This window comes from Pseudomonas sp. HS6 (assembly GCF_023375815.1).
Lineage (GTDB): Bacteria > Pseudomonadota > Gammaproteobacteria > Pseudomonadales > Pseudomonadaceae > Aquipseudomonas.
Genome location: NZ_CP067412.1, coordinates 5439144 through 5460869 on the forward strand (window position 1 = coordinate 5439144; position 21726 = coordinate 5460869).

Consider the following 21726-nt stretch of genomic DNA (forward strand, 5'->3'; position numbering starts at 1 on the left):
GCTCATGCTCGGTGAATGCGGTGTCTCTTGTGGAAACCGTCATGCCGAGCGACGGGAGCACGCTCCCTCGCCACACAGGTGTTGCTTAAATCAATGTTTCGATCCGCAGCGAATTAGTCGACCCTGGCTGCCCGAACGGCACACCCGCGGTGATCAGCAACGTATCGCCACGCTCGGCCATTCCTTGAGCCTGAGCGATTTCCAGTGCCGTCGAGCACACCTCGTCGACCTGACGCAGGCGATCATTGACCACCGAGTGAATGCCCCACGCCACGCTCAAGCGGCGGGCGGTCTGCAGGTTCGGCGTCAGGTTGAGAATCGGTGCTTTCGGCCGCTCCCGCGCCGCACGCAGGCTCGATGCGCCGGACTCGCTGTAGTTGACCAGCACCGCCACCGGCAGCACGTTGCTGATCCGGCGAATCGCGCAACTGATCGCATCGGACACGGTCGCTTCGGCTTTCGGTCGGCTGACGTCGAGTTGGGTCTGGTAATCCGGACCGTTCTCCACCTGGCGGATGATCTTGCTCATCATCTGCACGGCTTCCAGCGGGTACTCGCCGGACGCGGTTTCGGCCGACAGCATCACCGCATCGGCGCCTTCGGCCACGGCGTTGGCAACGTCGGTGACTTCGGCGCGGGTCGGTGCCGGGGAGAAGCGCATCGACTCAAGCATCTGCGTCGCCACCACCACCGGTTTGCCGAGCTGACGGCAAGTGGTGATGATGTTTTTCTGGATTTGCGGCACGCTCTCGGCCGGCACTTCCACGCCGAGGTCACCGCGAGCCACCATGATCGCATCGCTCAGTTCGGCGATCTCGCGCAGTTGTTCGACGGCCGACGGCTTCTCGATTTTCGCCATCAGGAACGCCTTGTCGCCGATCAGAGCGCGGGCTTCGATAATGTCTTGCGGACGCTGCACGAACGACAGCGCGACCCAGTCCACACCCAGCTCCAGGCCGAAGCTCAGGTCACGGCGATCCTTGGCCGTCAGCGGGCTCAGGTCCAGCACGGCTTGTGGCACGTTCACGCCTTTGCGATCCGACAACTCGCCGCCATTGAGCACGGTGGTGTCGATGGCATCGTTGTATTTGGTGACGACACGTAGACGCAGCTTGCCGTCATCGAGCAGCAGATCCATTCCGGCTTCCAGCGCCTCGATGATCTCCGGATGCGGCAGGTTCACCCGGCGTTCGTCGCCCGGTGTCGCGTCCAGATCGAGGCGGAACGCCTGACCGCGATGCAGTTGCACCTTGCCGTCAGCGAACTTGCCGACCCGCAGTTTTGGCCCTTGCAGGTCCATCAGGATCCCGAGCGGATAGTTGAGCTGGCGCTCGACTTCGCGGATCCACTGATAGCGCTTGGCGTGGTCGGCGTGATCGCCGTGGCTGAAGTTGAGGCGGAAGATATTGACCCCGGCCTCGACCAGCTCGCGGATGTCTTCGATGCCATCGACGGCAGGCCCGAGGGTGGCGAGGATTTTGACCTTTTTATCAGGCGTCATGATTTAGAGCTCTCGAGGATCAGAATGGCGCGGAAGTCGTTGACGTTGGTGCGGGTCGGCTCGGTGACGATCAGCGCATCGAGCGCCGCGAAGTAACCGTAACCGTTGTTGTTATCCAGCTCGTCGCTGGCGCTTAGGCCGAGGGCGGCGGCGCGGGCGTAGCTGTCCGGGGTCATGATCGCGCCGGCGTTGTCTTCCGAGCCGTCGATGCCGTCGGTGTCACCGGCCAGCGCATAGACGCCGGGCTGGCCCTTGAGGCTGTCGGTGAGGCTGAGGAGGAATTCGGCGTTGCGTCCGCCCCGGCCGTTGCCGCGCACGGTCACCGTGGTTTCGCCGCCGGAGAGGATCACGCACGGCGCCGCCAGCGGCTGACCGTGATGAATGATCTGGCGGGCGATGCCGGCGTGGACTTTCGCCACCTCACGGGATTCGCCTTCCAGGTCGCCAAGGATCAGCGTGCTGAAACCGGCCTGACGGCATTTCACTGCTGCGGCATCCAGCGATTGCTGAGGGCGGGCGATCAGCTGGAAGTGACTGCGGGCCAGGCTCGGATCGCCGGGTTTGACGGTTTCCGATTCCGGGCTTTGCAGCCAGCTGCGCACCGACGCTGGAATCTCGATGCCGTAGCGCTTGATGATTGCCAGCGCTTCGGCACTGGTGCTTGGGTCGGCCACGGTCGGGCCGGAGGCGATGACCGTGGCGAGGTCGCCCGGCACATCGGAAATCGCGTAGGTATAAACAGTCGCCGGCCAGCAGGCCTTGCCCAGGCGTCCGCCCTTGATCGCCGAGAGGTGCTTGCGCACGCAGTTCATCTCGCCGATGGTCGCGCCGGATTTGAGCAGGGCTTTGTTGATCGACTGCTTGTCGGCCAAGGTGATGCCTTCGGCCGGCAGCGCCAGCAGGGCAGAGCCGCCGCCGGACAGCAGGAAAATCACGCGGTCGTCTTCGGTCAGGTTGCTGACCAGATCCAGCACGCGCTTGGCCACGGCCAGACCGGCAGCGTCCGGCACCGGGTGCGCGGCTTCGACCACTTCGATTTTTTCGCACGGGGCGCCGTGACCGTAGCGGGTCACCACAAGGCCCGATACTTCACCTTCCCAGCAGCGTTCGACCACTTGCGCCATGGCGGCGGCAGCCTTGCCCGCGCCGATGACGATCACGCGACCGCTGCGATCGGTTGGCAAATGGGCTTCGAGGACCTGGTTCGGATGGGCCGCGTCGATGGCTGTGGCAAACAGCTCGCGCAGCAGTTGTTGCGGATCGACCGACATGGCGGGCTCCCGGAATTCTTGTTATTGGGATAGAGCGACAGCGATGCAGCGACGCGATCCTTGTGGGAGCTGGCTTGCCAGCGATTCAGGCGCTGCGGTCTTTCAGGCCGAGCGAGTCAATGCCATCGCGGGCAAGCCCGCTCCCACAGGGAGCGGGTCAGAGGCGCAACTTACTTCTTGTCGCGAATCGAGAAGTTGGCCATGTGTTCCAGACCCTTGATCAGCGCCGAGTGGTCCCAGTTGCTGCCACCGATGGCCGCGCAGGTGCTGAACACTTGCTGGGCGTTGGCGGTGTTCGGCAGGTTGATGTTCAGCTCCTTGGCGCCTTGCAGGGCCAGGTTCAGGTCCTTCTGGTGCAGGCTGATGCGGAAGCCCGGATCGAAGGTGCCTTTGATCATGCGGTCGCCGTGCACTTCGAGGATCTTCGAGGAAGCGAAACCACCCATCAGCGCTTCACGCACCTTGGCTGGATCGGCACCGTTTTTCGAAGCGAACAACAGGGCTTCGGCGACAGCCTGAATGTTCAGGGCCACGATGATCTGGTTCGCGACTTTGGCGGTCTGACCGTCGCCATTGCCGCCGACCAGGGTGATGTTTTTGCCCATGGCCTGGAACAGCGGCAGTGCACGTTCGAAGGCATCGGCATCGCCACCGACCATGATGCTGAGGGTCGCAGCCTTGGCACCGACTTCACCGCCGGACACCGGAGCGTCGAGGTATTGAGCGCCTTTCTCGTTGATCTTCGCCGCGAAAGCCTTGGTGGCGGTTGGCGAGATCGAGCTCATGTCGATCACGACTTTGCCTTTGCCGATGCCGGCAGCAACGCCGTCGGCGCGGAACAGCACGTCATCGACCTGCGGGGTATCCGGCACCATGACGATGATGAATTCAGCTTCCTGGGCCACTTCTTTCGGGTTGGCCAGGGCGACGGCGCCCGCGGCAACCAGATCGGCAGGGGCGGCGTCGTGGTGCGCCGACAGGAACAGGCTGTGACCGGCTTTCTGCAGGTTCGCCGCCATTGGGTGGCCCATGATGCCGGTGCCGATAAATCCGATTTTAGCCATGAGAAAATCCTCTTGTTTTTGTCTTGCTCAAGCAAATAGGGGGCAGCTCTTTGTGGGAGTGGGCTTGCTCACGAATGCGGTGGAACACTCAATATCCGTGTTGACTGAACCACCGCATTCGGGAGCAGGCTCGCTCCCACAGGGTTTTGCATTGTTCTTAAATCGCGTTGTGGGTCTTCAGCCAGCCGAGGCCGGCTTCAGTGGTGGTCAGCGGTTTGTACTCGCAGCCGACCCAGCCCTGATAACCGATGCGATCAAGGTGTTCGAACAGGAAGCGGTAGTTGATCTCGCCAGTGCCCGGCTCGTTGCGGCCCGGGTTGTCGGCGAGCTGCACATGGTTGATCTCGCCCAGGTGCGATTGCAGGGTGCGGGCCAGATCGCCTTCCATGATTTGCATGTGATAGATGTCGTATTGCAGGAACAGGTTGGCGCTGCCGACCTGCTCGCGAATCGACAGGGCCTGCGCCGTGTTGTTCAGGTAGAAACCCGGGATGTCGCGGGTGTTGATCGCTTCCATCACCAGTTTGATGCCGACGGCTTGCAGCTTCTCGGCGGCGTACTTGAGGTTGGCGACGAAGGTCTTTTCAACGGTGGCATCGTCCACGCCTTGCGGACGGATACCGGCCAGGCAGTTGACCTGGGTGTTGCCCAGAACCTGTGCGTAAGCGATGGCCAGATCGACCCCGGCGCGGAACTCTTCGACCCGGTCCGGCAGGCACGCGATACCGCGCTCGCCCTTGGCCCAGTCGCCGGCCGGCAGGTTGAACAGCACTTGGGTCAGACCGTTGGCATCGAGTTTGGCCTTGATTTCGGCGGAGCTGAAATCGTACGGGAACAGGTACTCGACACCGCTGAAGCCAGCCTTGGCGGCGGCGTCGAAACGGGCAAGGAAATCCTGTTCGGTGAACAGCATGGACAGGTTGGCTGCGAAACGCGGCATGGTGGTCTCCTAAAAGCGGATTTGACACGGTTGGTCAGACTGAACTCGATCAGTCCTCTCTCCTGGGGGAGAGGGTTAGGGTGAGGGGGAATCTTGAGTCTGATCCCGATTTTGCGAGCACTGCAAAACCTTTCCCTCACCCCAGCCCTCCCGAAACGTCGTACCGCCCAGAGGGAGAGGGAGCTAAAAGCAATCAGTCGAGCAACGAAATCGCGGTAGGCGCATCGTTGCCGACCAGCGCCAGGTCTTCGAATTCGTTGACGGCGTTGATCTCGGTCCCCATGGAGATGTTGGTCACACGCTCCAGGATGATTTCGACGATCACCGGCACTTTGAACTCTTCGATCATCTGTTCGGCCTTGCGCAGGGCAGGGGCGATTTCAGACGGTTCGAACACACGCAGCGCCTTACAGCCCAGGCCTTCGGCGACTGCGACGTGGTCGACACCGTAACCGTTGAGTTCCGGCGCGTTCAGGTTATCGAAGGACAGCTGCACGCAGTAGTCCATTTCGAACCCGCGCTGGGCCTGACGGATCAGCCCCAGGTACGAGTTGTTCACCACGACGTGGATGTACGGCAGATTGAACTGAGCGCCGACCGCCAGTTCTTCGATCATGAACTGGAAGTCATAGTCCCCCGACAGGGCCACGACTTTACGGTTCGGATCGGCCTTCACCACGCCCAGCGCTGCCGGAATGGTCCAGCCCAACGGGCCGGCCTGGCCGCAGTTGATCCAGTGACGCGGCTTGTAGACGTGCAGGAACTGCGCGCCGGCAATCTGCGACAGACCGATGGTGCTGACGTAGCAGGTATCCTTGCCGAACACCTGGTTCATTTCTTCATACACACGCTGCGGCTTGACCGGCACGTTGTCGAAGTGGGTCTTGCGTTGCAGGCTGGACTTGCGCTGCTGGCAGTCCTGCAGCCATGCACTGCGGTTTTTCAGTTTGCCGGCGGCTTGCCATTCACGAGCGACTTCGATGAACACGGTCAGCGCGGCGGCAGCGTCGGAAACGATGCCCAGGTCCGGTGTAAACACGCGGCCGATCTGGGTGCCTTCGATGTCGACGTGAATGAACTTGCGACCTTCGGTGTACACGTCGACCGAACCGGTGTGACGGTTGGCCCAACGGTTACCGATGCCCAGCACCACGTCGGATTTCAGCATCGTGGCGTTGCCGTAGCGGTGCGAAGTCTGCAGGCCGACCATGCCGACCATCAGCGGGTGATCGTCCGGAATGGTGCCCCAGCCCATCAGGGTCGGGATGACCGGGATGCCGGTCAGCTCGGCGAATTCCACCAGCAGGTCGCTGGCGTCGGCATTGATGATGCCGCCGCCGGCAACCAACAGTGGACGCTCAGCTTGATCGAGCAGCGCCAGGGCTTTTTCAACCTGTACGCGGGTAGCGGTCGGTTTGGCCAATGGCAGCGGCTGGTAGGCGTCGATGTCGAATTCGATTTCAGCCATCTGCACGTCGAACGGCAGGTCGATCAGCACTGGGCCTGGACGGCCGGAGCGCATTTCAAAGAAGGCTTTCTGGAACGCGTAAGGCACCTGGCCCGGCTCCAGAACGGTGGTCGCCCACTTGGTGACTGGCTTGACGATGCTGGTGATGTCGACCGCCTGGAAGTCTTCCTTGTGCATACGGGCACGCGGCGCTTGGCCGGTGATGCAGAGGATCGGGATCGAGTCCGCGGAGGCGCTGTACAGGCCGGTGACCATGTCGGTGCCGGCAGGGCCGGAAGTACCGATGCACACGCCGATGTTGCCGGCCTTGGTACGGGTGTAGCCCTCGGCCATGTGCGAGGCGCCTTCAACGTGGCGAGCAAGGACGTGATCGATGCCACCGACTTTCTGCAGGGCGGAATACAGCGGGTTGATTGCAGCGCCCGGAATGCCAAAAGCGGTATCAACCCCTTCACGGCGCATCACCAGAACGGCGGCTTCGATTGCTCTCATTTTGCTCATGGTTTTGTGCCTCTTTACGTTTTGTAATTGTATACAAGTGGCTTTGCGCAGAGTGTATTCACGGCGGACGGCGCAGGTCAATCCATTTTCTCAAGCGTCTGTTTCATTCGTCGGAAGCCTGTTCTGCTGTGGCTTTTCGTCGCATGGAGCGCTTTTCGAGAGCTATTGTATACAAAAAAATAATTTATTGTGTTCTATTTGTTGCATCGGGCTGCGGCACAAACGCGCAGCCCAACGGCTTTCCCAATAACAAAATGAGGACGGCACCATGAGCGCTTTAACCTTGAAAGTCGCAGTCAACCTGGTCAACGAAGCCATCAGCGCAGGGCGGGCGATCTCCGCTGCGCCGCTGACCATTGCAGTACTGGATACCGGCGGCCACCTGGTCACCTTGCAACGCGAAGACGGCGCCAGCCTGCTGCGCCCGAACATCGCCATCGGCAAAGCCTGGGGCGCCATCGCCCTGGGCAAGGGCTCACGCCTGCTGGCGCTGGACGCGCAACAACGTCCGGCGTTCATCGCCGCACTCAACAGCATGGGACAGGGCAGCGTCGTGCCGGCACCGGGTGGTGTGTTGATTCGTGATCAGGCGGGCAACGTGCTGGGAGCGATCGGCATCAGCGGCGATCTGTCGGATGTCGATGAGCAAGTGGCGATCAAGGCTGTGGAGGCCCTGGATCTGCGGGCGGATGCGGGGGTGGCGGCCTGATATTCGGCGTTTGATCGAAAGTTATCGCTGGCAAGCCAGCTCCCACACCTTGTGCGTTGAATTCAAATTCTGCGAACGGCACAAAACCCTGTGGGAGCTGGCTTGCCAGCGATGGCGGTCTTACTGACACATCAAGATAAAAGACTGGCCCGGCCAAATGGGTAATGGAGGTCTAGCCTTCTGATGAACTCATCAACAAGGGGCAATGGATTGCCTGATCTTCCTGCGTCACATCGTCTGCGAACCGGCCGCTATGCCGAGCCGAATCAAATCTATTTACTGACTTCAAACACTCTTGATCGAGAACCGATTTTTGCTGATTTCGCGTTGGGCAGACTGGTTGTTCATCAACTTCGTCGCGCACAGGACCGCGGAATGGCTAAATCGTTGGCGTGGGTTGTCATGCCCGATCATTTTCACTGGCTCGTCGAGCTGGAAAATTGCTCTCTCCGCAAACTGATGCGCGAGACCAAATCCCTGATTACGCGAGAGGTAAATCTGCGCAGTGGCAGAAAGGGGCCTCTATGGCAGCGGGGTTACCATGACCGGGCGTTGAGGCGGGAAGATGACTTGGTGAAAATGGCGCGGTATGTCGTGGCCAACCCCTTGCGGGCTGGACTTGTGGGCAAGATCGGCGAATACCCACTGTGGGATGCCGTTTGGCTTTAACAATTTTGCACCGAGTTGCCTTCATCGCTGGCAAGCCAGCTCCCACAGGTTTTCGTGTTGAATACAAGATTATTGATCGACACGGCTCCCTGTGGGAGCGGGCTTGCTCGCGACGCAGTCAACGTGGTCTTTCAGTCCGGCTCACAGCCCTTGAGCACCAACCGGATAATCGTCTGCGCTGCCGCCTCGTAATCCGCTTCGTCGAGCTTTTCCTTGCCGGTCACGGCGGAGATCTGCCAGTCGAAGTCGGCGTAGGTCTGGGTCGCGGCCCAGATGCTGAACATCAGGTGGTTGGGGTCGATCGGGGCGATCTGGCCGCGGTCGATCCAGCTCTGGATGCAGTCGATGTTGTGCTTGGCCTGGCTGTTGAGCTGCTCGACCAGGTCGGCGCTCAGGTGCGGGGCGCCGTGCATGATTTCGCTGGCAAACACCTTCGAGGCAAACGGCAGGTCGCGGGAGATGCGGATCTTCGAGCGGATGTAGCCGCTCAGCACTTCGCTCGGCACGCCGTCCGGATTGAACGGGGTCGAGGCCTGCAGGATCGGCACGATGATGCTTTCCAGAACCTCGCGGTAGAGGTTTTCCTTGGACTTGAAGTAGTAGTAGACGTTGGGCTTGGGCAATCCCGCCTTGGCGGCGATGTCGCTGGTTTTGGTCGCAGCGAAGCCCTTGTCGGCGAACTCCTCACTGGCGGCACGCAGGATCAGTTCTTTGTTGCGCTCGCGGATTGTGCTCATAAACCCGGTGGTTCCTTGCCTGTACTGGCGGTTGCGCATGGTAGCACCGGCCTCGCGCGGCGCTCAACAATGCCGGTTGGTGGCGCTCGTCGCGTCAGTCTGTCGCCAGCCTGAACAACTTCGGCTTCCCCCGCGACGGCTTTCGCGACGCTGCTAGAGTCAAGGCAGACTCGGGGGCAAGAGGCAGGCGGTTATGGCGAAACGCAGGCGCGGCAAAGTCCTGTTGATCATCGGCATTGTGCTGTTGCTGGGGCTTGGCCTGTGGCTCTACCTGAGCGCCGGTCAGCATCGGGTCAAACCTGCGCCTGCCGCCGAGCCGGTCGCAACGGTCGCGGTCAAGCTGCAAGACGTGCCGGTCTACATCGACGCCTTGGGTACGGTGACCCCGACCCGCAGCGTGACGGTGGTAACGCAGGTCAACGGCATACTCAGCTCGGTCGAGTTCAAGGAAGGCCAGCACGTCGCCAAGGGCCAGGTCATCGCCCGCATCGACGACCGTGCGCTGAAGGCGCAACTGGCGGTGGCCAAAGGCACGCTGATGCACGATCAGGCACTGCTCGCCAACGCCGTGCGGGATCTGGCGCGTTATCGCGAACTGATCAAGGTCGGCTCTACCACCCAGCAAACCCTCGATACCCAGGCCTCGCTGGTGCAACAACTGCAAGGCACAGTCGCTTCGGATCAGGGCAGCGTGCAGAACCTCGACGTCCAGTTGAGCTACTGCACCATCACCTCGCCGGTGGATGGCGTGGTCGGTTTGCGTCAGGTCGACCCCGGCAACTACGTGACCACCACCAGCACCACCGGGATTGCCGTGATCACCCAGATGACTCCGGCCACCGTGGTGTTCGCCGTGCCCGAGGATGATCTGGGGGCGATCAATCAGGCGATGGCCAAAGGCGCGGTGACGGTGTTGGCGTACGACCGCAACAAACACAACCTGCTGGCCACCGGCAATCTGCTGGCGCTGGATAACCAGGTCGATACCAGCACCGGCACGATCAAGGTCAAGGCGCAGTTCGACGATTCGGACAAGGCGCTGTTTCCCAATCAGTTCGTCAACGCCCGGCTCAAGGCCGACACCCTGAGCCAGAACCCTGTGGTGCCGACCCGGGCGATCCAGCACGGCAGCAAGGGTGATTTCGTGTTTGTGGTGGTCGACCCCGGCAACAAGGTCAGCCTGCGCAACATCAAGACCGGGCCGGCCACCGGTGATGTCTCGGCGGTGCTCGACAACGGGGTGAAGGCGGGCGAGCAGGTTGTCACCGAGGGCGCCGACAAACTCGACGATGGCGCTGCGGTGAAAGTCGTCGCGCCGTAGGAGGCGTAACCCATGAACGTCTCGCGCCCTTTCATCGAACGTCCGGTGGCCACCACGCTGTTGATGGTGGCGGTGCTATTGCTCGGTCTGCTCGGTTATCACTTGCTGTCGGTGTCGGCGTTGCCGGAGGTGGATTACCCGACCATTCAGGTGTTCACCCAATACCCCGGCGCGAGCCCCGAGGTCATCAGCTCGTCGATCACCGCGCCGCTGGAGCGTCAGCTCGGCGAGATGCCGGGGCTCAAGTCGATGAACTCCACCAGCTCCGACGGCGCTTCGGTGGTGACCCTGCAATTCGATCTGTCGCTGTCGCTGGATGTCGCCGAACAGGAAGTGCAGGCCGCCATTAACGCCGCCGGCACCTTCCTGCCGGCGAACCTGCCGTACCCGCCGGTGTACAGCAAGGTCAACCCGGCCGATGCGCCGGTGCTGACGCTGTCGCTGACCTCCGACGTGCTGCCGCTGACCAAAGTCGAAGATCTGGCCGATACGCGGCTGGCGCAAAAGATTTCACAGATCACTGGCGTCGGCCTGGTCACCCTCAGCGGTGGTCAGCGCCCGACGGTACGGGTCGAGGCCAACACCTCGGCGCTGAACAGTCTGGGGCTGTCCCTCGATGACCTGCGCACCTCGCTGGGCACGGCCAACGTCAATCAGGCCAAGGGCAATATCGACGGCAAATATCAGGCGTATTCCATCGGCACCAACGACCAGTTGCAGTCCGCCGAGGAGTACCGCGATCTGGTGATCGCCTACAAGAACGGCGCGCCGATTCGCCTGTCGCAGATCGCCTCGTCGACCCAGGGCCCGGAAAATCCACGGCAAGCGGCATGGACCGACAGCACGCCGTCGATTGTCCTGAATATCCAGCGCCAGCCCGGCGCCAACGTCATTGATGTGGTCGACCGCGTGCAACAGCTGCTGCCCAAGCTGCGCGCCAGCCTGCCGGCGACGCTGAAGGTCAACGTGCTCACCGACCGCACGCAAACCATCCGCGCCTCTGTCACCGACGTGCAGTACGAACTGGCGGTGGCGGTGTTGCTGGTGGTGATCGTGATTTTCCTGTTCCTGCGCAACGTGGCGGCGACGATCATCCCGGCGGTGACCGTGCCGCTGACGCTGGTCGGCACCCTGGCGGTGGCCTACGCGGTGGGGTTTTCGCTGAACAACCTGACGCTGATGGCGCTGACCATCGCCATCGGTTTTGTGGTCGATGACGCCATCGTCATGATCGAAAACATCACCCGCTACATCGAGGCCGGCGACTCGCCGATGGAGGCCGCGCTCAAGGGCGCGGAGCAGATTGGTTTCACCATCATTTCGCTCTCGGTGGCGCTGATCGCGGTGATGATTCCGCTGCTGTTCATGGGCGATGTGGTCGGCCGGCTGTTTCGCGAATTCGCCATGACCGTGGCGGTGACCATCGTCATCTCGGCGCTGATCACCCTGACCCTGACGCCGATGATGTGTTCGCGCATGCTCAAGGATAAACACAAAGAACGCCGCGTCGATTTCTTCGACCGGGTCAACGGGTACTACGTCAAAGGACTGGACTGGGTTTTGCTGCATCGCGGGCTGACGCTGATCTCGGTGGTGCTCACCGGGCTGTTGACGCTGCTGATCATCGTGGTGATGCCCAAGGGCTTTTTCCCCGAGCAGGACACCGGGCTGATCCAGGGCATTTCCCAGGCCTCGCCGGGCATTTCCTTCCAGCAGATGCAGATCGAACAGCAGCGGCTGGCCGCACGGATTCTGAAGGACCCGGCAGTGGCGAGCCTGTCTTCGTTCGTCGGCATCGACCAGACCAACCCGACGATCAATCAGGGCAACCTGCTGATCAACCTCAAGCCCCACGGCGACCGGGACAGCAGCGCGGCGGTGATACGTCGGCTCTCCGACGCCAATGCCGACGACGCGGGGATTCGTCTGTACTTGCACAGCGTGCAGGACCTGACGCTGGATGCCACGGTGTCGACCACCAGTTACCGCCTCGGCCTGCAAGCCACCGACCCGGATGAGCTGGAGCTGTGGACCAACAAACTGCTGGCGGCGATCAAACAGGACCCGATGTTCACCGACGTACAAAGTCAGGCGATGCAGTTCGGCAATCAGATTCAACTCAACTTCGACCGCGCCACGGCGTCGCGTCTGGGCATCACGCCGCAAGCCATCGACGATGTGCTGTATGACGCCTTTGGTCAGCGTCAGGTGTCGACCATCTACACCCAGCTCAACCAGTATCACGTGGTGATCGCCACCGACCATCCGCCACACAATCTGGCGGATCTGTTGACCGGGCTCTACGTCGACATTCCCGGCGGTGGCGTGGCGCCGTTGTCGAGCATGGCGACGATGCAGGTGATTCGCTCGCCGGTGACCATCAACCGACTGGGGCAATTTCCTTACGCCGATGTCTCGTTCAACCTCGCCCCCGGCCAGACCCTTGGCGCGGCGGTGACGCGGCTCAAGGACATCGAGGCCAAGGCCGGCCTGCCGTTGTCGGTGCAAGCCAATCTGGAAGGGGCGGCGGCGACGTTCGAGGCATCGCTGTCCAATCAGGTGTTTCTGGTGCTGGCGGCGATCATCGTGGTGTACCTGATGCTGGGGGTTCTCTACGAGAGCTTCGTGCACCCGGTGACGATTCTCTCGACGCTGCTGTCCGCCGCGCTCGGCGCCTTGCTGGCGTTGCTGATCACCGGTACGCAGTTCGACATCATCGGTTTGATCGGCATTGTGCTGCTGATCGGTATCGTGATGAAGAACGGCATCATGATGGTCGACTTCGCCCTGGAGCTGGAGCGCAAGGGCGGTCTCGATCCGGTAGCGGCGATCCGTCAGGCTGCCGAGCTGCGTTTCCGGCCGATCCTGATGACCAGCATGGCTTCGCTGTTCGGTGCGGTGCCGCTGGCGCTGGGCACCGGGATCGGCTCGGAGCTGCGCCATCCGCTGGGGATCGCGATCATCGGCGGGCTGTTGCTGAGCCAGTTGCTGACGCTGTTCTCGACCCCGGTGATTTTCCTCGCCATGCATGGCCTGGAGCAGCGCTTCACCCGGCGCCGGCCAGCAGCGGCCGAGGCCTTGCGCGATGAACCTTAGCGCGCCGTTCATCCAGCGCCCTATCGCCACCACGTTGCTGGCGGTCGGGCTGGCGCTGTTCGGCGTGCTGGCGTTCAACCTGCTGCCGGTGGCGCCGCTGCCGGAGGTTGATTTCCCGACCATCAGCGTTCGTGCGTCGTTGCCCGGTGCTGACCCGAGCACCGTGGCGTCATCGGTGGCGACACCGCTGGAACGTCAGTTCGGGCAGATCGCCGGGGTCACTGAAATGACCTCGTCCAGTTCGCTGGGGGCGACCCGCATCACCTTGCAGTTCGACCTCAACCGCGACATCGACGGCGCGGCGCGGGACGTACAAGCAGCGATCAACGCCGCCCGCAGCAATCTGCCGAGCGACCTGTCCGGCAACCCGACCTATCGCAAGGTCAACCCGGCCGACTCGCCGATCCTGATCCTCAGCCTGACTTCAGACACCGCGACGCGCGGCCAGATGTACGACGTGGCCTCGACCCTGCTCGAGCAGCGCCTGTTGCAGACCACGGGGGTGGGCGACGTGACGGTGGGTGGCGCGGCGTTGCCGGCAGTGCGCATCGAGCTCAATCCGGATCGGCTCAACCGCTACGGCGTCAGCCTGGAACAGGTGCGGCAAGTGATTCAGGCGTCCAACGTCAACCTGCCCAAAGGCACGGTGTCGGTCGGCGATCAGTCCTATGGCCTGAAGGCCAACGATATGCTGTATCAGGGCAGCGATTACGGCCCGTTGGTGGTCAAGCAACGCAACGGCGATGTGGTGCGCATCTCGGACCTGGGCGACGTCAGCGAAGACGTAGAAGACCTGCGCAACTTTGGTCTGTCCAACGGCAAACCGGCGGTGTTGCTGGTGGTGTTCAAGCAGCCCGGGGCCAACGTCATCGATACCGTGGACGCAGTGAAGGCCGACCTGCCGTTTCTGCAGAGTTCGATTCCTTCGGCGATCAAGATCAACATCCTGATGGACCGCACCACCACCATTCGTGCGTCGCTGCACGACGTGGAAGTGACCCTGCTGATTTCGATTGCACTGGTGACGCTGGTGACCTTCGGCTTCTTCCGCGACTGGCGCAGCACGTTGATCCCGGCCATCGTTGTGCCGCTGTCGCTGCTGGGCACTTTCGGGGCGATGTATTTTCTCGGCTACAGCCTCAACAACCTGTCGCTGATGGCGCTGACCATTTCCACCGGGTTTGTGGTGGACGATGCGATCGTGGTGGTCGAGAACATCATGCGTCACCTGGAGAAAGGCGAGAGCCGCGTGCAAGCGGCACTGGCCGGAGCGCGGGAGGTGGGCTTCACGGTGATGACGATCAGCGTGTCACTGGTGGCGGTGTTCATTCCGTTACTGCTGATGGGCGGAGTGGTCGGGCGGCTGTTTCGCGAGTTTTCGATTTCGCTGTCGGTGGCCATCGTGATTTCGATGCTGGTGTCGCTGACGGTGACGCCGATGCTGGCCAGTGTGCTGCTGCGCACTCAGCAGCAGAGCGGCAACGGTGACGATCACCCGGACTCGTATTTTCATCGCTTTTACGACCGCACTCTCGGCTGGGTCGTCGAGCATTCGTTCCTGATGGGCCTGCTGACATTGCTGGTGATTGTGCTGGCGTGCGTGCTGTACGTGCTGGTGCCCAAGGGCTTCTTCCCGCAGGAGGACACCGGGCGCATGTCCGGCAGCATCATCGCGGCGCAGAGCATTTCCTTCGGGGCGATCCAATCGAACTTCAGCGAGATCAATAAAAAGGTCCTGAGCAATCCGAATGTGGCGACTGTCGGTGGGTTTGTCGGCGGCGGTGGCGGGATCGGCGGGGCGGTCAACAGTGCGCAACTGTTCATCACCCTCAAGCCGCTGGCAGATCGCAAGGACAGCGCCGATCAGGTCATCGCGCAGGTTCGCCACACCCTTGGTGACATGCCCGGCACGCGCCTGTATCTGCAGTCGGCCCAAGACATCACGGTCGGCGGCCGGCAGAGCGGGGCGCAGTACCAATACACGATGACCGCCGACGACCAGAGCACCCTCGACGAATGGGTGCCAAAAGTCGTCGCGGTGCTGCACGGCTTGCCGCAACTGACCGATGTGAACACCGACCAGCAGGACAACAGCCTGATGGCCAGCGTGACGGTCAATCGCGATGCCGCCGCCCGGCTCGGGGTCAGCATGTCGGCCATCGACCAGACGCTGTACGACGCCTTCGGTCAGCGCCAGGTTTCCACCATTTACCGCTCCGCCAATCAGTATCACGTGGTGATGGAAGTCGCGCCGCCGTACTGGGATTCCCCGGCGACCCTGAAAAACATCTACGTGCCGGTGGGCACCGCCGCTGTCACCGGCCGTGGCGCTGCGGCGGCTCCGAACCTCAGCGCCACGGCCTCGCAGGCGTTGGTGCCGCTGTCGGCGCTGGCCGATTATTCCGTGGGGCGCACGGCGATTTCGATCAGTCATCAGGGGACTTTTCCGGCGGTGACGGCCTCGTTCAATCTGGCGCCGGGCGTCTCCATCGGCCAGGCGACGACGCTGGTGGACAACGCCGTCAAACAATTGCGCATGCCGGCCAGTGTGGTCGGTCAGTTTGCCGGGACGGCGCAGGTGTTCCAGTCATCGGTGGCCAGCGAGCCGCTGTTGATCGTCGCGGCGCTGCTGTCGGTGTACGTGGTGCTGGGCATGCTCTACGAGAGCCTGGTGCATCCGCTGACGATCCTTTCGACCTTGCCGTCGGCCGGCGTCGGCGCGCTGATCGCCTTGCTGCTGACCGGCACCGAGCTGTCGATCATCGCGCTGGTGGGGGTGATTTTGCTGATCGGGATCGTGAAGAAGAACGCGATCATGATGATCGACTTCGCCATCACCGAGCGCCGCGAATTCGGTTTGAGCGCCAAGGACGCGATCCGTCGCGCCTGCCTGATCCGCTTCCGTCCGATCATGATGACTACACTGGCGGCGATTCTCGGTGCGCTGCCGCTGGTGCTGGGCAGCGGTTATGGTTCGGAGCTGCGCCGGCCGTTGGGGATCTCGATCATTGGCGGCTTGCTGTTCAGCCAGTTGCTGACGCTGTACACCACGCCGGTGATCTACCTTTGGCTGGACCGCGCGTCGCAGCGCCTCCGCAGGAGAACTCCATGAAACGCCGTAGATTCCCTGTGGGAGCGGGCTTGCCCGCGAATGCGTCGAGTCAGTCAGCATTGATGTTGAATGTGAAATCGCATTCGCGATCAAGTCGAGTCGTCGCACCGTCGCTCCCACACTGGATAGTGTTGGCTTTTGTGCTGAGTTTCTTGTTGAGCGGTTGCATGGTCGGCCCGGACTACCACAAGCCTGCCATTGAGCTGCCGACTTCGTTCAAGGAAGGTACGCAGTGGCAGCGCGCCCAGGCCAATCCGCAAGGCGCGTTGGACAGTCAATGGTGGCAGGCCTATCAGGATCCGATACTCAACGATCTGATCGAGCGCTCGGCCAAAGCCAATCAATCGATCATCGGCGCCGAAGCGGCGTATCGGCTGGCGCAGGCGCAAGTGGCGTCGAGCCGTGCCGGGTTATGGCCGACGGTGGGCGTGGGGTTGTCCGGCGCTCGCGGTGTCGGCGGCGGTGCCAGCGGCAGCACCACCAGCGGCTTGACCGGCAGCAGCGGCGGCACCGTCGAGCAAACGGTCAGTGCCACCCTGACGGCCAGTTGGGAACCGGATCTTTGGGGACAGGTGCGGCGCGGTATCGAGTCGAGCCAGGCGTCGCTGCAATCCTCCGACGCGTTGCTGGCCGGCGTGCGGCTGTCCATCGGCGCCAGCGTGGCGACCAATTATCTGGGGTTGCGGCAACTGGATATCGACATCGATCTGTTGCAGCAACAGCAGGCCATCAATCAGCAACTGCTGACGATGATTCAGGCGCAAACCGTTCAGGGCACGGCGACCAATGATCAATTGCTGGTGGCGCAGGATCAGCTCAGCACGGTGATCACGGCGCTGCAAACGGCGCAGCGTTCGCGGGAGCAGGCCGAGCATGCGCTGGCGGTGCTGGTGGGAATGGCGCCGGCGCAGTTCGATTTGCCCAAGGCCGCCGACTATCGCTTCACGACACCAATGCCGCCGTCGGTACTGCCGTCGAATCTGCTGCTGCGCCGACCGGATGTGGTGTCGGCCGAACGACTCGCGGCGGCGGCCAACGCACGGATCGGCGTTGCCGAAGCGGCGTTTTTTCCGACCCTAAGTCTGACTGCCGAAGGTGGTTTTCGGGGTTCGGCGCTGGGTGGTCTGTTCTCTGTGCCCAACCGTATCTGGACCCTTGGGCCGGCGCTGGCCGAAACCCTTTTCGACGGCGGCGCCCGCGAGGCAGCCAAACAGGAAGCCGAGGCCTCTTACGATCAGGACGTGGCGACGTATCGCGGCACGGTGCTCGGCGCGCTGCAGAACGTCGAGGACAACCTGTCGGCAATCAATCATTTGCATACTCAGGCGCAAGCCTTTGATCAGATGTTCCAGCGCAATCAGCAATTGTTCGGCAGTCAGCAGGCGCAGCAGCGGGCGGGCACGGTCAGCCAGCAAGCGGTGCTGACCCAGCAATTGGTGCTGTTGCAGGCCGAGCAAAACTTGCGTGATACCCAGGGGTTGCTCAGTCAGGGCAGCGTCGCGCTGTTCCAGAGCCTGGGCGGTGGCTGGCAGGTGCCGTAGCATCTCGCTCCCTTGAGTGGCGCACGGTATGCTGCGCGCACTTTTTTCATGTAGGGAAGCCTGACCCATGGCAGGAAGCAGTTTGCTGGTGCTGATCGACGACATCGCCACCGTTCTGGACGATGTGGCGTTGATGAGCAAAATGGCCGCCAAGAAGACCGCCGGGGTGCTCGGTGATGACTTGGCGCTCAATGCCCAGCAGGTCTCGGGCGTACGCGCCGAACGGGAAATTCCCGTGGTGTGGGCGGTGGCCAAGGGCTCGTTTGTCAACAAGTTGATCCTGGTGCCGTCGGCGCTGGCCATCAGTGCCTTTGTGCCGTGGCTAGTGACGCCGTTGTTGATGGTCGGTGGCGCGTATCTGTGCTTCGAGGGTTTCGAGAAACTCGCGCACCCGCTGCTGCACGGCAAGGACGAAGATCAGGCCGAGCATGCACAGTTGACCGAAGCGGTGGCCGATCCTGCGACCGATCTGGTGGCCTACGAGAAGGACAAGATCAAAGGCGCGATCCGCACCGACTTCATCCTTTCGGCGGAAATCATCGCCATCACCCTCGGCACCGTGGCCGAGGCATCGCTGACCCAGCAAGTGATCGTGATGTCGGGCATCGCCATCGTTATGACCGTGGGCGTCTATGGCCTGGTGGCCGGCATCGTCAAACTCGATGACCTCGGCCTGTGGCTGACCCAGAAGCCCGGCGCTGCGGCGAAACGCATCGGCAACGCGATCCTGCGCGCCGCGCCGTACATGATGAAAGGCCTGTCGGTGATCGGCACGGCGGCGATGTTCCTGGTCGGCGGCGGCATCCTGACCCACGGCGTACCGGTGGTACATCACTGGATTGAGAACATTGCCGCAGCGGCGGGTAGCTTCGGGTTTGCAGTGCCGGTGTTGCTCAATGGCGTGGCGGGGGTTGTTGCGGGGGCGGTGGTGCTGGCGGTGGTTTCGGTCATCGGCAAAGTCTGGAAAGCGCTGAAGGGCTGATTACCAGCGCATAACACAACTGTGGGAGCGAGCTTGCTCGCGAAGGCGGAGTGTCAGTCTATAGAAATGGGACTGAACTAACGCATTCGCGAGCAAGCTCGCTCCCACAGTGCTTTGTGTTCGCCGAAATTACTCGGCGATCTGCAGTTTGCGCGATTCGGTGTACACGTAGCGCACCTTCTCGTACTCGAACGGCGAGTTCATCTGGCCGTAGCGGAAGTGGGTCTGATAGCGCTTGTCGACTGCACGCAGCGCCCAGATTTCCGGGTGGTTTTCGCTGACTTTCGCCACGTTCAGGTAGTTGATCGCCGATTCGGCGGTGTAGTCCACGGCCAGGCCGGCGGTGTCGCGGATGTTCGACGGGCCGAGGATCGGCAGCACGAAGTACGCGCCGCCCGGTACGCCGTAGAAGCCCAGGGTCTGACCGAAGTCTTCGCTCTGGCGCGGCAGGCCCATGGCGGTGGCCGGGTCCCATAGACCAGCGATGCCGATGGTGGTGTTGAGCAGCAGGCGCGCGGTGGTTTCCATCGAACGCTTGCCCTTGAACTGCAACAGGCTGTTGACCAGGTTCGGCACGTCGCCGAGGTTGTTGAAGAAGTTGCTCACGCCGGAGCGCACGAAACCGGGCGTGACGTAGCGATAGCCGTCGACCACCGGCAGGAACACCCATTGGTCAAAGCGATAGTTGAAGTGGTAGACCCGGCGGTTCCACGACTCCAGCGGGTCGTACACGTTCAGTGCGTTAAGCGTCGAGCGCTCGAACTCGCGCTGGTCCAGCCCCGGGTTGAACTTGAGTTTGGACAGCGGCTCCTTGAAGCCGTCACTGTCGATCACCACCGGTGCGTTGGCTTTGCTGTTGTCGGCCTGGGCCACGCCTGCACAGAGTAACGCTGCAAACAGCAGGAGATATTTAGCCACGGAAGAACTCCAGCATGGCGTCGCTGTTGACGCGGTAGTTAAGGTTGCCGCAATGGCCGCCCAGTGGGTAAACCGTCAGGCGATCGCCGAAGGTCTTGCGCAGGAAACCGAGGTCGCCCGGGCCGAGGATCACGTCGTCGGCGTTGTGCATGACGGCGATTTTCGGACTGTCGTGCAGGTAGTCCTTGAGGGCGTACAGGCTGACCTGATCGATCAGTTGCAGCAGGCTGCCGCCGTCGGTGCGGGCGCGCCACATCGGGATCACCTGTTCGGTCAGGTAGCAGTCGAAATCGCATTGCAGCGCACGCTTGAGGAACGGCGTGAGGCTGGTGCCTTCGGTGATCGGGAATTTCGGCGGGGTGATCAGGCCGCGACGGTTGATCAGGTCCGAGGTAAAGGCGATGTCTGCCGCCGAGAAGCGGAACGAGGTGCCGATCAACATCGCCATCTGCTCGTTGCTCAGGTGCTGCTTGGACTGTTGGAAGTCATAGAGCAACGCATCGTTGAGGTCGATGTAGCCTTTCTGCTGGAAGTAGCGGGTCAGCTTGCCCAGCACCAGTTCATAGAACGTGGTGCTGTTGTTGATGCCCTTGACCTCGGTCTGCACCAGTTTGTCGAGGTTGGTGATCGAGGTGTAGAGGTTGACCGGCGGGTTCAGCAGCAGGACTTTCTTGAAGTTGAAGCTGCGGCGGGTTTCGTCCAGGTGGGCGACGAACGCCGCGTCCAGCGCGCCAAGGCTGTAGCCGCTGAGGTAATAGTCGGTGACCGGCACTTTCGGGTTCTGCGCTCGCACGGCCTGCATCACCCGATACATGTCTTCGGCGTCCTCCTTGGTCACGCCGGGGGTGGCGAAACGCGAGGCGGCGCTCATGAAGTCGAAACTGGTCGGGGAGGACAGCTGCACGACGTGGTAGCCGGCCTTGTAGTAGAGCTTTTTCAGGTACTCGTTGAGGGTGCTGTCAAAGCGCGCGCCAGTGCCGGCAATCAGGAAGATCAGCGGGGCGGCCTTGTCCTGGGTGGCGATGCGATACGTCAGTTTTTTCACCGCCCAGAAATTGTCCGGCAGGATGAATTCCCGTTCCGGGCGCAGGGTGACGCTGCGGTCGGTCTGGTTGATGTCGTCGTCCGACGGCAATTCCGGACGCAGGTCCGGCGGCGTGGTGGCGATGGTCGCTTCGAACGGGTTGGTCAGGGGATAGCCATAACTGGCGGCGTCGATGTCCACCGCCAGCGCGGACGCACTCAGAATAAGGCCGCCAAACAGGGCGGCGAAGCGCAAGGATCGGAGCATGACTAATTCCCTTAGAGGAAGGTGCCGAATGAGGTTCGCAGGCTATGACCACTGGGTTTGCGCCAAAGTGCCATGCCTCGGCACCAAACTGACGGAATTCGGGGTAATAGTAGCCGGACGATACACTTTGCACGGATTGAATGACCAGTTAAGAGTTGTTAGTTCTTGCACACGGCTGGCAGGCGATTAAGCTGGCCGCCGATTTCATCGTTTGGAGTGTTCCATGTCCCGCCGCTTGCCTGTGATTCTGCTGCTCGTTCTGTTGCCGTTATGGCTGGCCGCCAGTTATGGCGCGCGTTACGGCTTCATGGAGGATGCGCAGTGGGTAGGCATCTGCGTGGATGAGGCGAGCCGTTGGGAATGCTCGGTGCGCTCGAACCTGGGCCTGATGATTCATTTCCAGATGCTGGGCTGGGCGGCGATCGCGGCTGCAGTGATCGGTTTTGTCGTGCCGGGGCGGGCAGGGTGGTGGCTGGCAGTGCTGGCGCTGGTGTTCGGCTTGCCGGCTCTGGCGTTGTACAACACGACATTGGCGGTGTTTGCGGTGGTGATTGCCGGGTTGCGGCTGGTCCGGGAATCTCGCAGCGTCTGACAGTCAGTCATCG

General features: G+C 62.0%; 16 protein-coding genes. 8 read left to right on the forward strand and 8 right to left on the reverse strand.

What is annotated here, in order from left to right; translation table 11 throughout:
• Positions 1 to 85 precede the first annotated feature (85 nt).
• The 5 genes from pyk to gcl all read right to left on the reverse strand — a co-directional run bounded on the left by pyk (position 86) and on the right by gcl (position 6745).
• Positions 86 to 1501, reverse strand: a complete 1416-nt coding sequence (gene pyk, locus JJN09_RS24690) for a pyruvate kinase (protein WP_249484161.1) — start codon at positions 1499 to 1501, stop codon at positions 86 to 88.
• Positions 1498 to 2772 (reverse strand): glycerate kinase, encoded by a 1275-nt coding sequence (locus JJN09_RS24695; protein WP_249484162.1) that lies wholly within the window; start codon positions 2770 to 2772, stop codon positions 1498 to 1500. Before JJN09_RS24695 ends, pyk begins: the two co-directional genes overlap by 4 nt.
• 170 nt (positions 2773 to 2942) lie before the next feature.
• Positions 2943 to 3836, reverse strand: a complete 894-nt coding sequence (locus JJN09_RS24700; RefSeq protein WP_249484163.1) for a 2-hydroxy-3-oxopropionate reductase — start codon at positions 3834 to 3836, stop codon at positions 2943 to 2945.
• A 157-nt stretch (positions 3837 to 3993) separates the two neighbouring features.
• Positions 3994 to 4776 (reverse strand): hydroxypyruvate isomerase, encoded by a 783-nt coding sequence (gene hyi / locus JJN09_RS24705; protein ID WP_249484164.1) that lies wholly within the window; start codon positions 4774 to 4776, stop codon positions 3994 to 3996.
• Positions 4777 to 4969: 193 nt separating this feature from the next.
• Positions 4970 to 6745 carry a glyoxylate carboligase gene (gene gcl / locus JJN09_RS24710; RefSeq protein ID WP_249484165.1) on the reverse strand — a complete coding sequence of 592 codons (1776 nt, stop codon included), beginning with the start codon at positions 6743 to 6745 and terminating at the stop codon, positions 4970 to 4972.
• Between the two features lie 268 nt (positions 6746 to 7013).
• Here gcl and JJN09_RS24715 point away from each other — a divergent pair, with 268 nt between their 5' ends.
• Together JJN09_RS24715 and JJN09_RS24720 are read left to right on the forward strand one after the other, a co-directional pair.
• Positions 7014 to 7454 carry a heme-binding protein gene (locus JJN09_RS24715; protein WP_085710524.1) on the forward strand — a complete coding sequence of 147 codons (441 nt, stop codon included), beginning with the start codon at positions 7014 to 7016 and terminating at the stop codon, positions 7452 to 7454.
• Positions 7455 to 7664: 210 nt separating this feature from the next.
• A complete protein-coding gene (locus JJN09_RS24720) occupies positions 7665 to 8123 on the forward strand; it encodes a transposase (protein WP_249484166.1) in 459 nt (152 codons plus the stop codon).
• Positions 8124 to 8254: 131 nt separating this feature from the next.
• Here the strand turns inward: JJN09_RS24720 and JJN09_RS24725 are convergent, their stop codons facing one another.
• Positions 8255 to 8860 (reverse strand): TetR/AcrR family transcriptional regulator, encoded by a 606-nt coding sequence (locus tag JJN09_RS24725; protein ID WP_096822132.1) that lies wholly within the window; start codon positions 8858 to 8860, stop codon positions 8255 to 8257.
• 193 nt (positions 8861 to 9053) lie between these two features.
• Here JJN09_RS24725 and JJN09_RS24730 point away from each other — a divergent pair, with 193 nt between their 5' ends.
• From JJN09_RS24730 to JJN09_RS24750, 5 genes are all read left to right on the forward strand, one after another.
• Entirely contained in the window at positions 9054 to 10181 is a 1128-nt protein-coding gene (locus JJN09_RS24730; protein WP_249484167.1) for an efflux RND transporter periplasmic adaptor subunit, read from the forward strand.
• 12 nt (positions 10182 to 10193) lie between these two features.
• Positions 10194 to 13277, forward strand: a complete 3084-nt coding sequence (locus tag JJN09_RS24735) for an efflux RND transporter permease subunit (RefSeq protein ID WP_249484168.1) — start codon at positions 10194 to 10196, stop codon at positions 13275 to 13277.
• On the forward strand, positions 13267 to 16389 hold the full coding sequence (locus JJN09_RS24740) for an efflux RND transporter permease subunit (protein ID WP_249484169.1): 3123 nt from the start codon (positions 13267 to 13269) through the stop codon (positions 16387 to 16389). Before JJN09_RS24735 ends, JJN09_RS24740 begins: the two co-directional genes overlap by 11 nt.
• Entirely contained in the window at positions 16386 to 17930 is a 1545-nt protein-coding gene (locus JJN09_RS24745) for an efflux transporter outer membrane subunit (protein ID WP_302851919.1), read from the forward strand. Before JJN09_RS24740 ends, JJN09_RS24745 begins: the two co-directional genes overlap by 4 nt.
• A gap of 67 nt (positions 17931 to 17997) precedes the next feature.
• Positions 17998 to 18912 carry a DUF808 domain-containing protein gene (locus JJN09_RS24750; protein ID WP_249484170.1) on the forward strand — a complete coding sequence of 305 codons (915 nt, stop codon included), beginning with the start codon at positions 17998 to 18000 and terminating at the stop codon, positions 18910 to 18912.
• 129 nt (positions 18913 to 19041) lie between these two features.
• Here the strand turns inward: JJN09_RS24750 and JJN09_RS24755 are convergent, their stop codons facing one another.
• Complete coding sequence (locus JJN09_RS24755) at positions 19042 to 19830, reverse strand: VacJ family lipoprotein (protein WP_249484171.1); 789 nt, start codon at positions 19828 to 19830, stop codon at positions 19042 to 19044.
• The gene (locus tag JJN09_RS24760) at positions 19823 to 21121 is read right to left on the reverse strand and encodes a serine/threonine protein kinase (RefSeq protein ID WP_249484172.1); all 1299 of its coding nucleotides are present in this window, start codon (positions 21119 to 21121) and stop codon (positions 19823 to 19825) included. Before JJN09_RS24760 ends, JJN09_RS24755 begins: the two co-directional genes overlap by 8 nt.
• Before the next feature lie 223 nt (positions 21122 to 21344).
• Here JJN09_RS24760 and JJN09_RS24765 point away from each other — a divergent pair, with 223 nt between their 5' ends.
• Complete coding sequence (locus JJN09_RS24765) at positions 21345 to 21713, forward strand: hypothetical protein (protein WP_249484173.1); 369 nt, start codon at positions 21345 to 21347, stop codon at positions 21711 to 21713.
• The last annotated feature ends 13 nt before the right edge of the window (positions 21714 to 21726 follow it).

What these genes read in the sequence shown, in the direction of transcription:
- pyk (WP_249484161.1), bottom strand. Translation starts at nt 1,501, where the DNA reads ATGACGCCTGATAAAAAGGTCAAAATCCTCGCCACCCTCGGGCCTGCC.
- JJN09_RS24695 (WP_249484162.1), bottom strand. Translation starts at nt 2,772, where the DNA reads ATGTCGGTCGATCCGCAACAACTGCTGCGCGAGCTGTTTGCCACAGCC.
- JJN09_RS24700 (WP_249484163.1), bottom strand. Translation starts at nt 3,836, where the DNA reads ATGGCTAAAATCGGATTTATCGGCACCGGCATCATGGGCCACCCAATG.
- hyi (WP_249484164.1), bottom strand. Translation starts at nt 4,776, where the DNA reads ATGCCGCGTTTCGCAGCCAACCTGTCCATGCTGTTCACCGAACAGGAT.
- gcl (WP_249484165.1), bottom strand. Translation starts at nt 6,745, where the DNA reads ATGAGCAAAATGAGAGCAATCGAAGCCGCCGTTCTGGTGATGCGCCGT.
- JJN09_RS24715 (WP_085710524.1), top strand. Translation starts at nt 7,014, where the DNA reads ATGAGCGCTTTAACCTTGAAAGTCGCAGTCAACCTGGTCAACGAAGCC.
- JJN09_RS24725 (WP_096822132.1), bottom strand. Translation starts at nt 8,860, where the DNA reads ATGAGCACAATCCGCGAGCGCAACAAAGAACTGATCCTGCGTGCCGCC.
- JJN09_RS24730 (WP_249484167.1), top strand. Translation starts at nt 9,054, where the DNA reads ATGGCGAAACGCAGGCGCGGCAAAGTCCTGTTGATCATCGGCATTGTG.
- JJN09_RS24735 (WP_249484168.1), top strand. Translation starts at nt 10,194, where the DNA reads ATGAACGTCTCGCGCCCTTTCATCGAACGTCCGGTGGCCACCACGCTG.
- JJN09_RS24740 (WP_249484169.1), top strand. Translation starts at nt 13,267, where the DNA reads ATGAACCTTAGCGCGCCGTTCATCCAGCGCCCTATCGCCACCACGTTG.
- JJN09_RS24745 (WP_302851919.1), top strand. Translation starts at nt 16,386, where the DNA reads ATGAAACGCCGTAGATTCCCTGTGGGAGCGGGCTTGCCCGCGAATGCG.
- JJN09_RS24750 (WP_249484170.1), top strand. Translation starts at nt 17,998, where the DNA reads ATGGCAGGAAGCAGTTTGCTGGTGCTGATCGACGACATCGCCACCGTT.
- JJN09_RS24760 (WP_249484172.1), bottom strand. Translation starts at nt 21,121, where the DNA reads ATGCTCCGATCCTTGCGCTTCGCCGCCCTGTTTGGCGGCCTTATTCTG.
- JJN09_RS24765 (WP_249484173.1), top strand. Translation starts at nt 21,345, where the DNA reads ATGTCCCGCCGCTTGCCTGTGATTCTGCTGCTCGTTCTGTTGCCGTTA.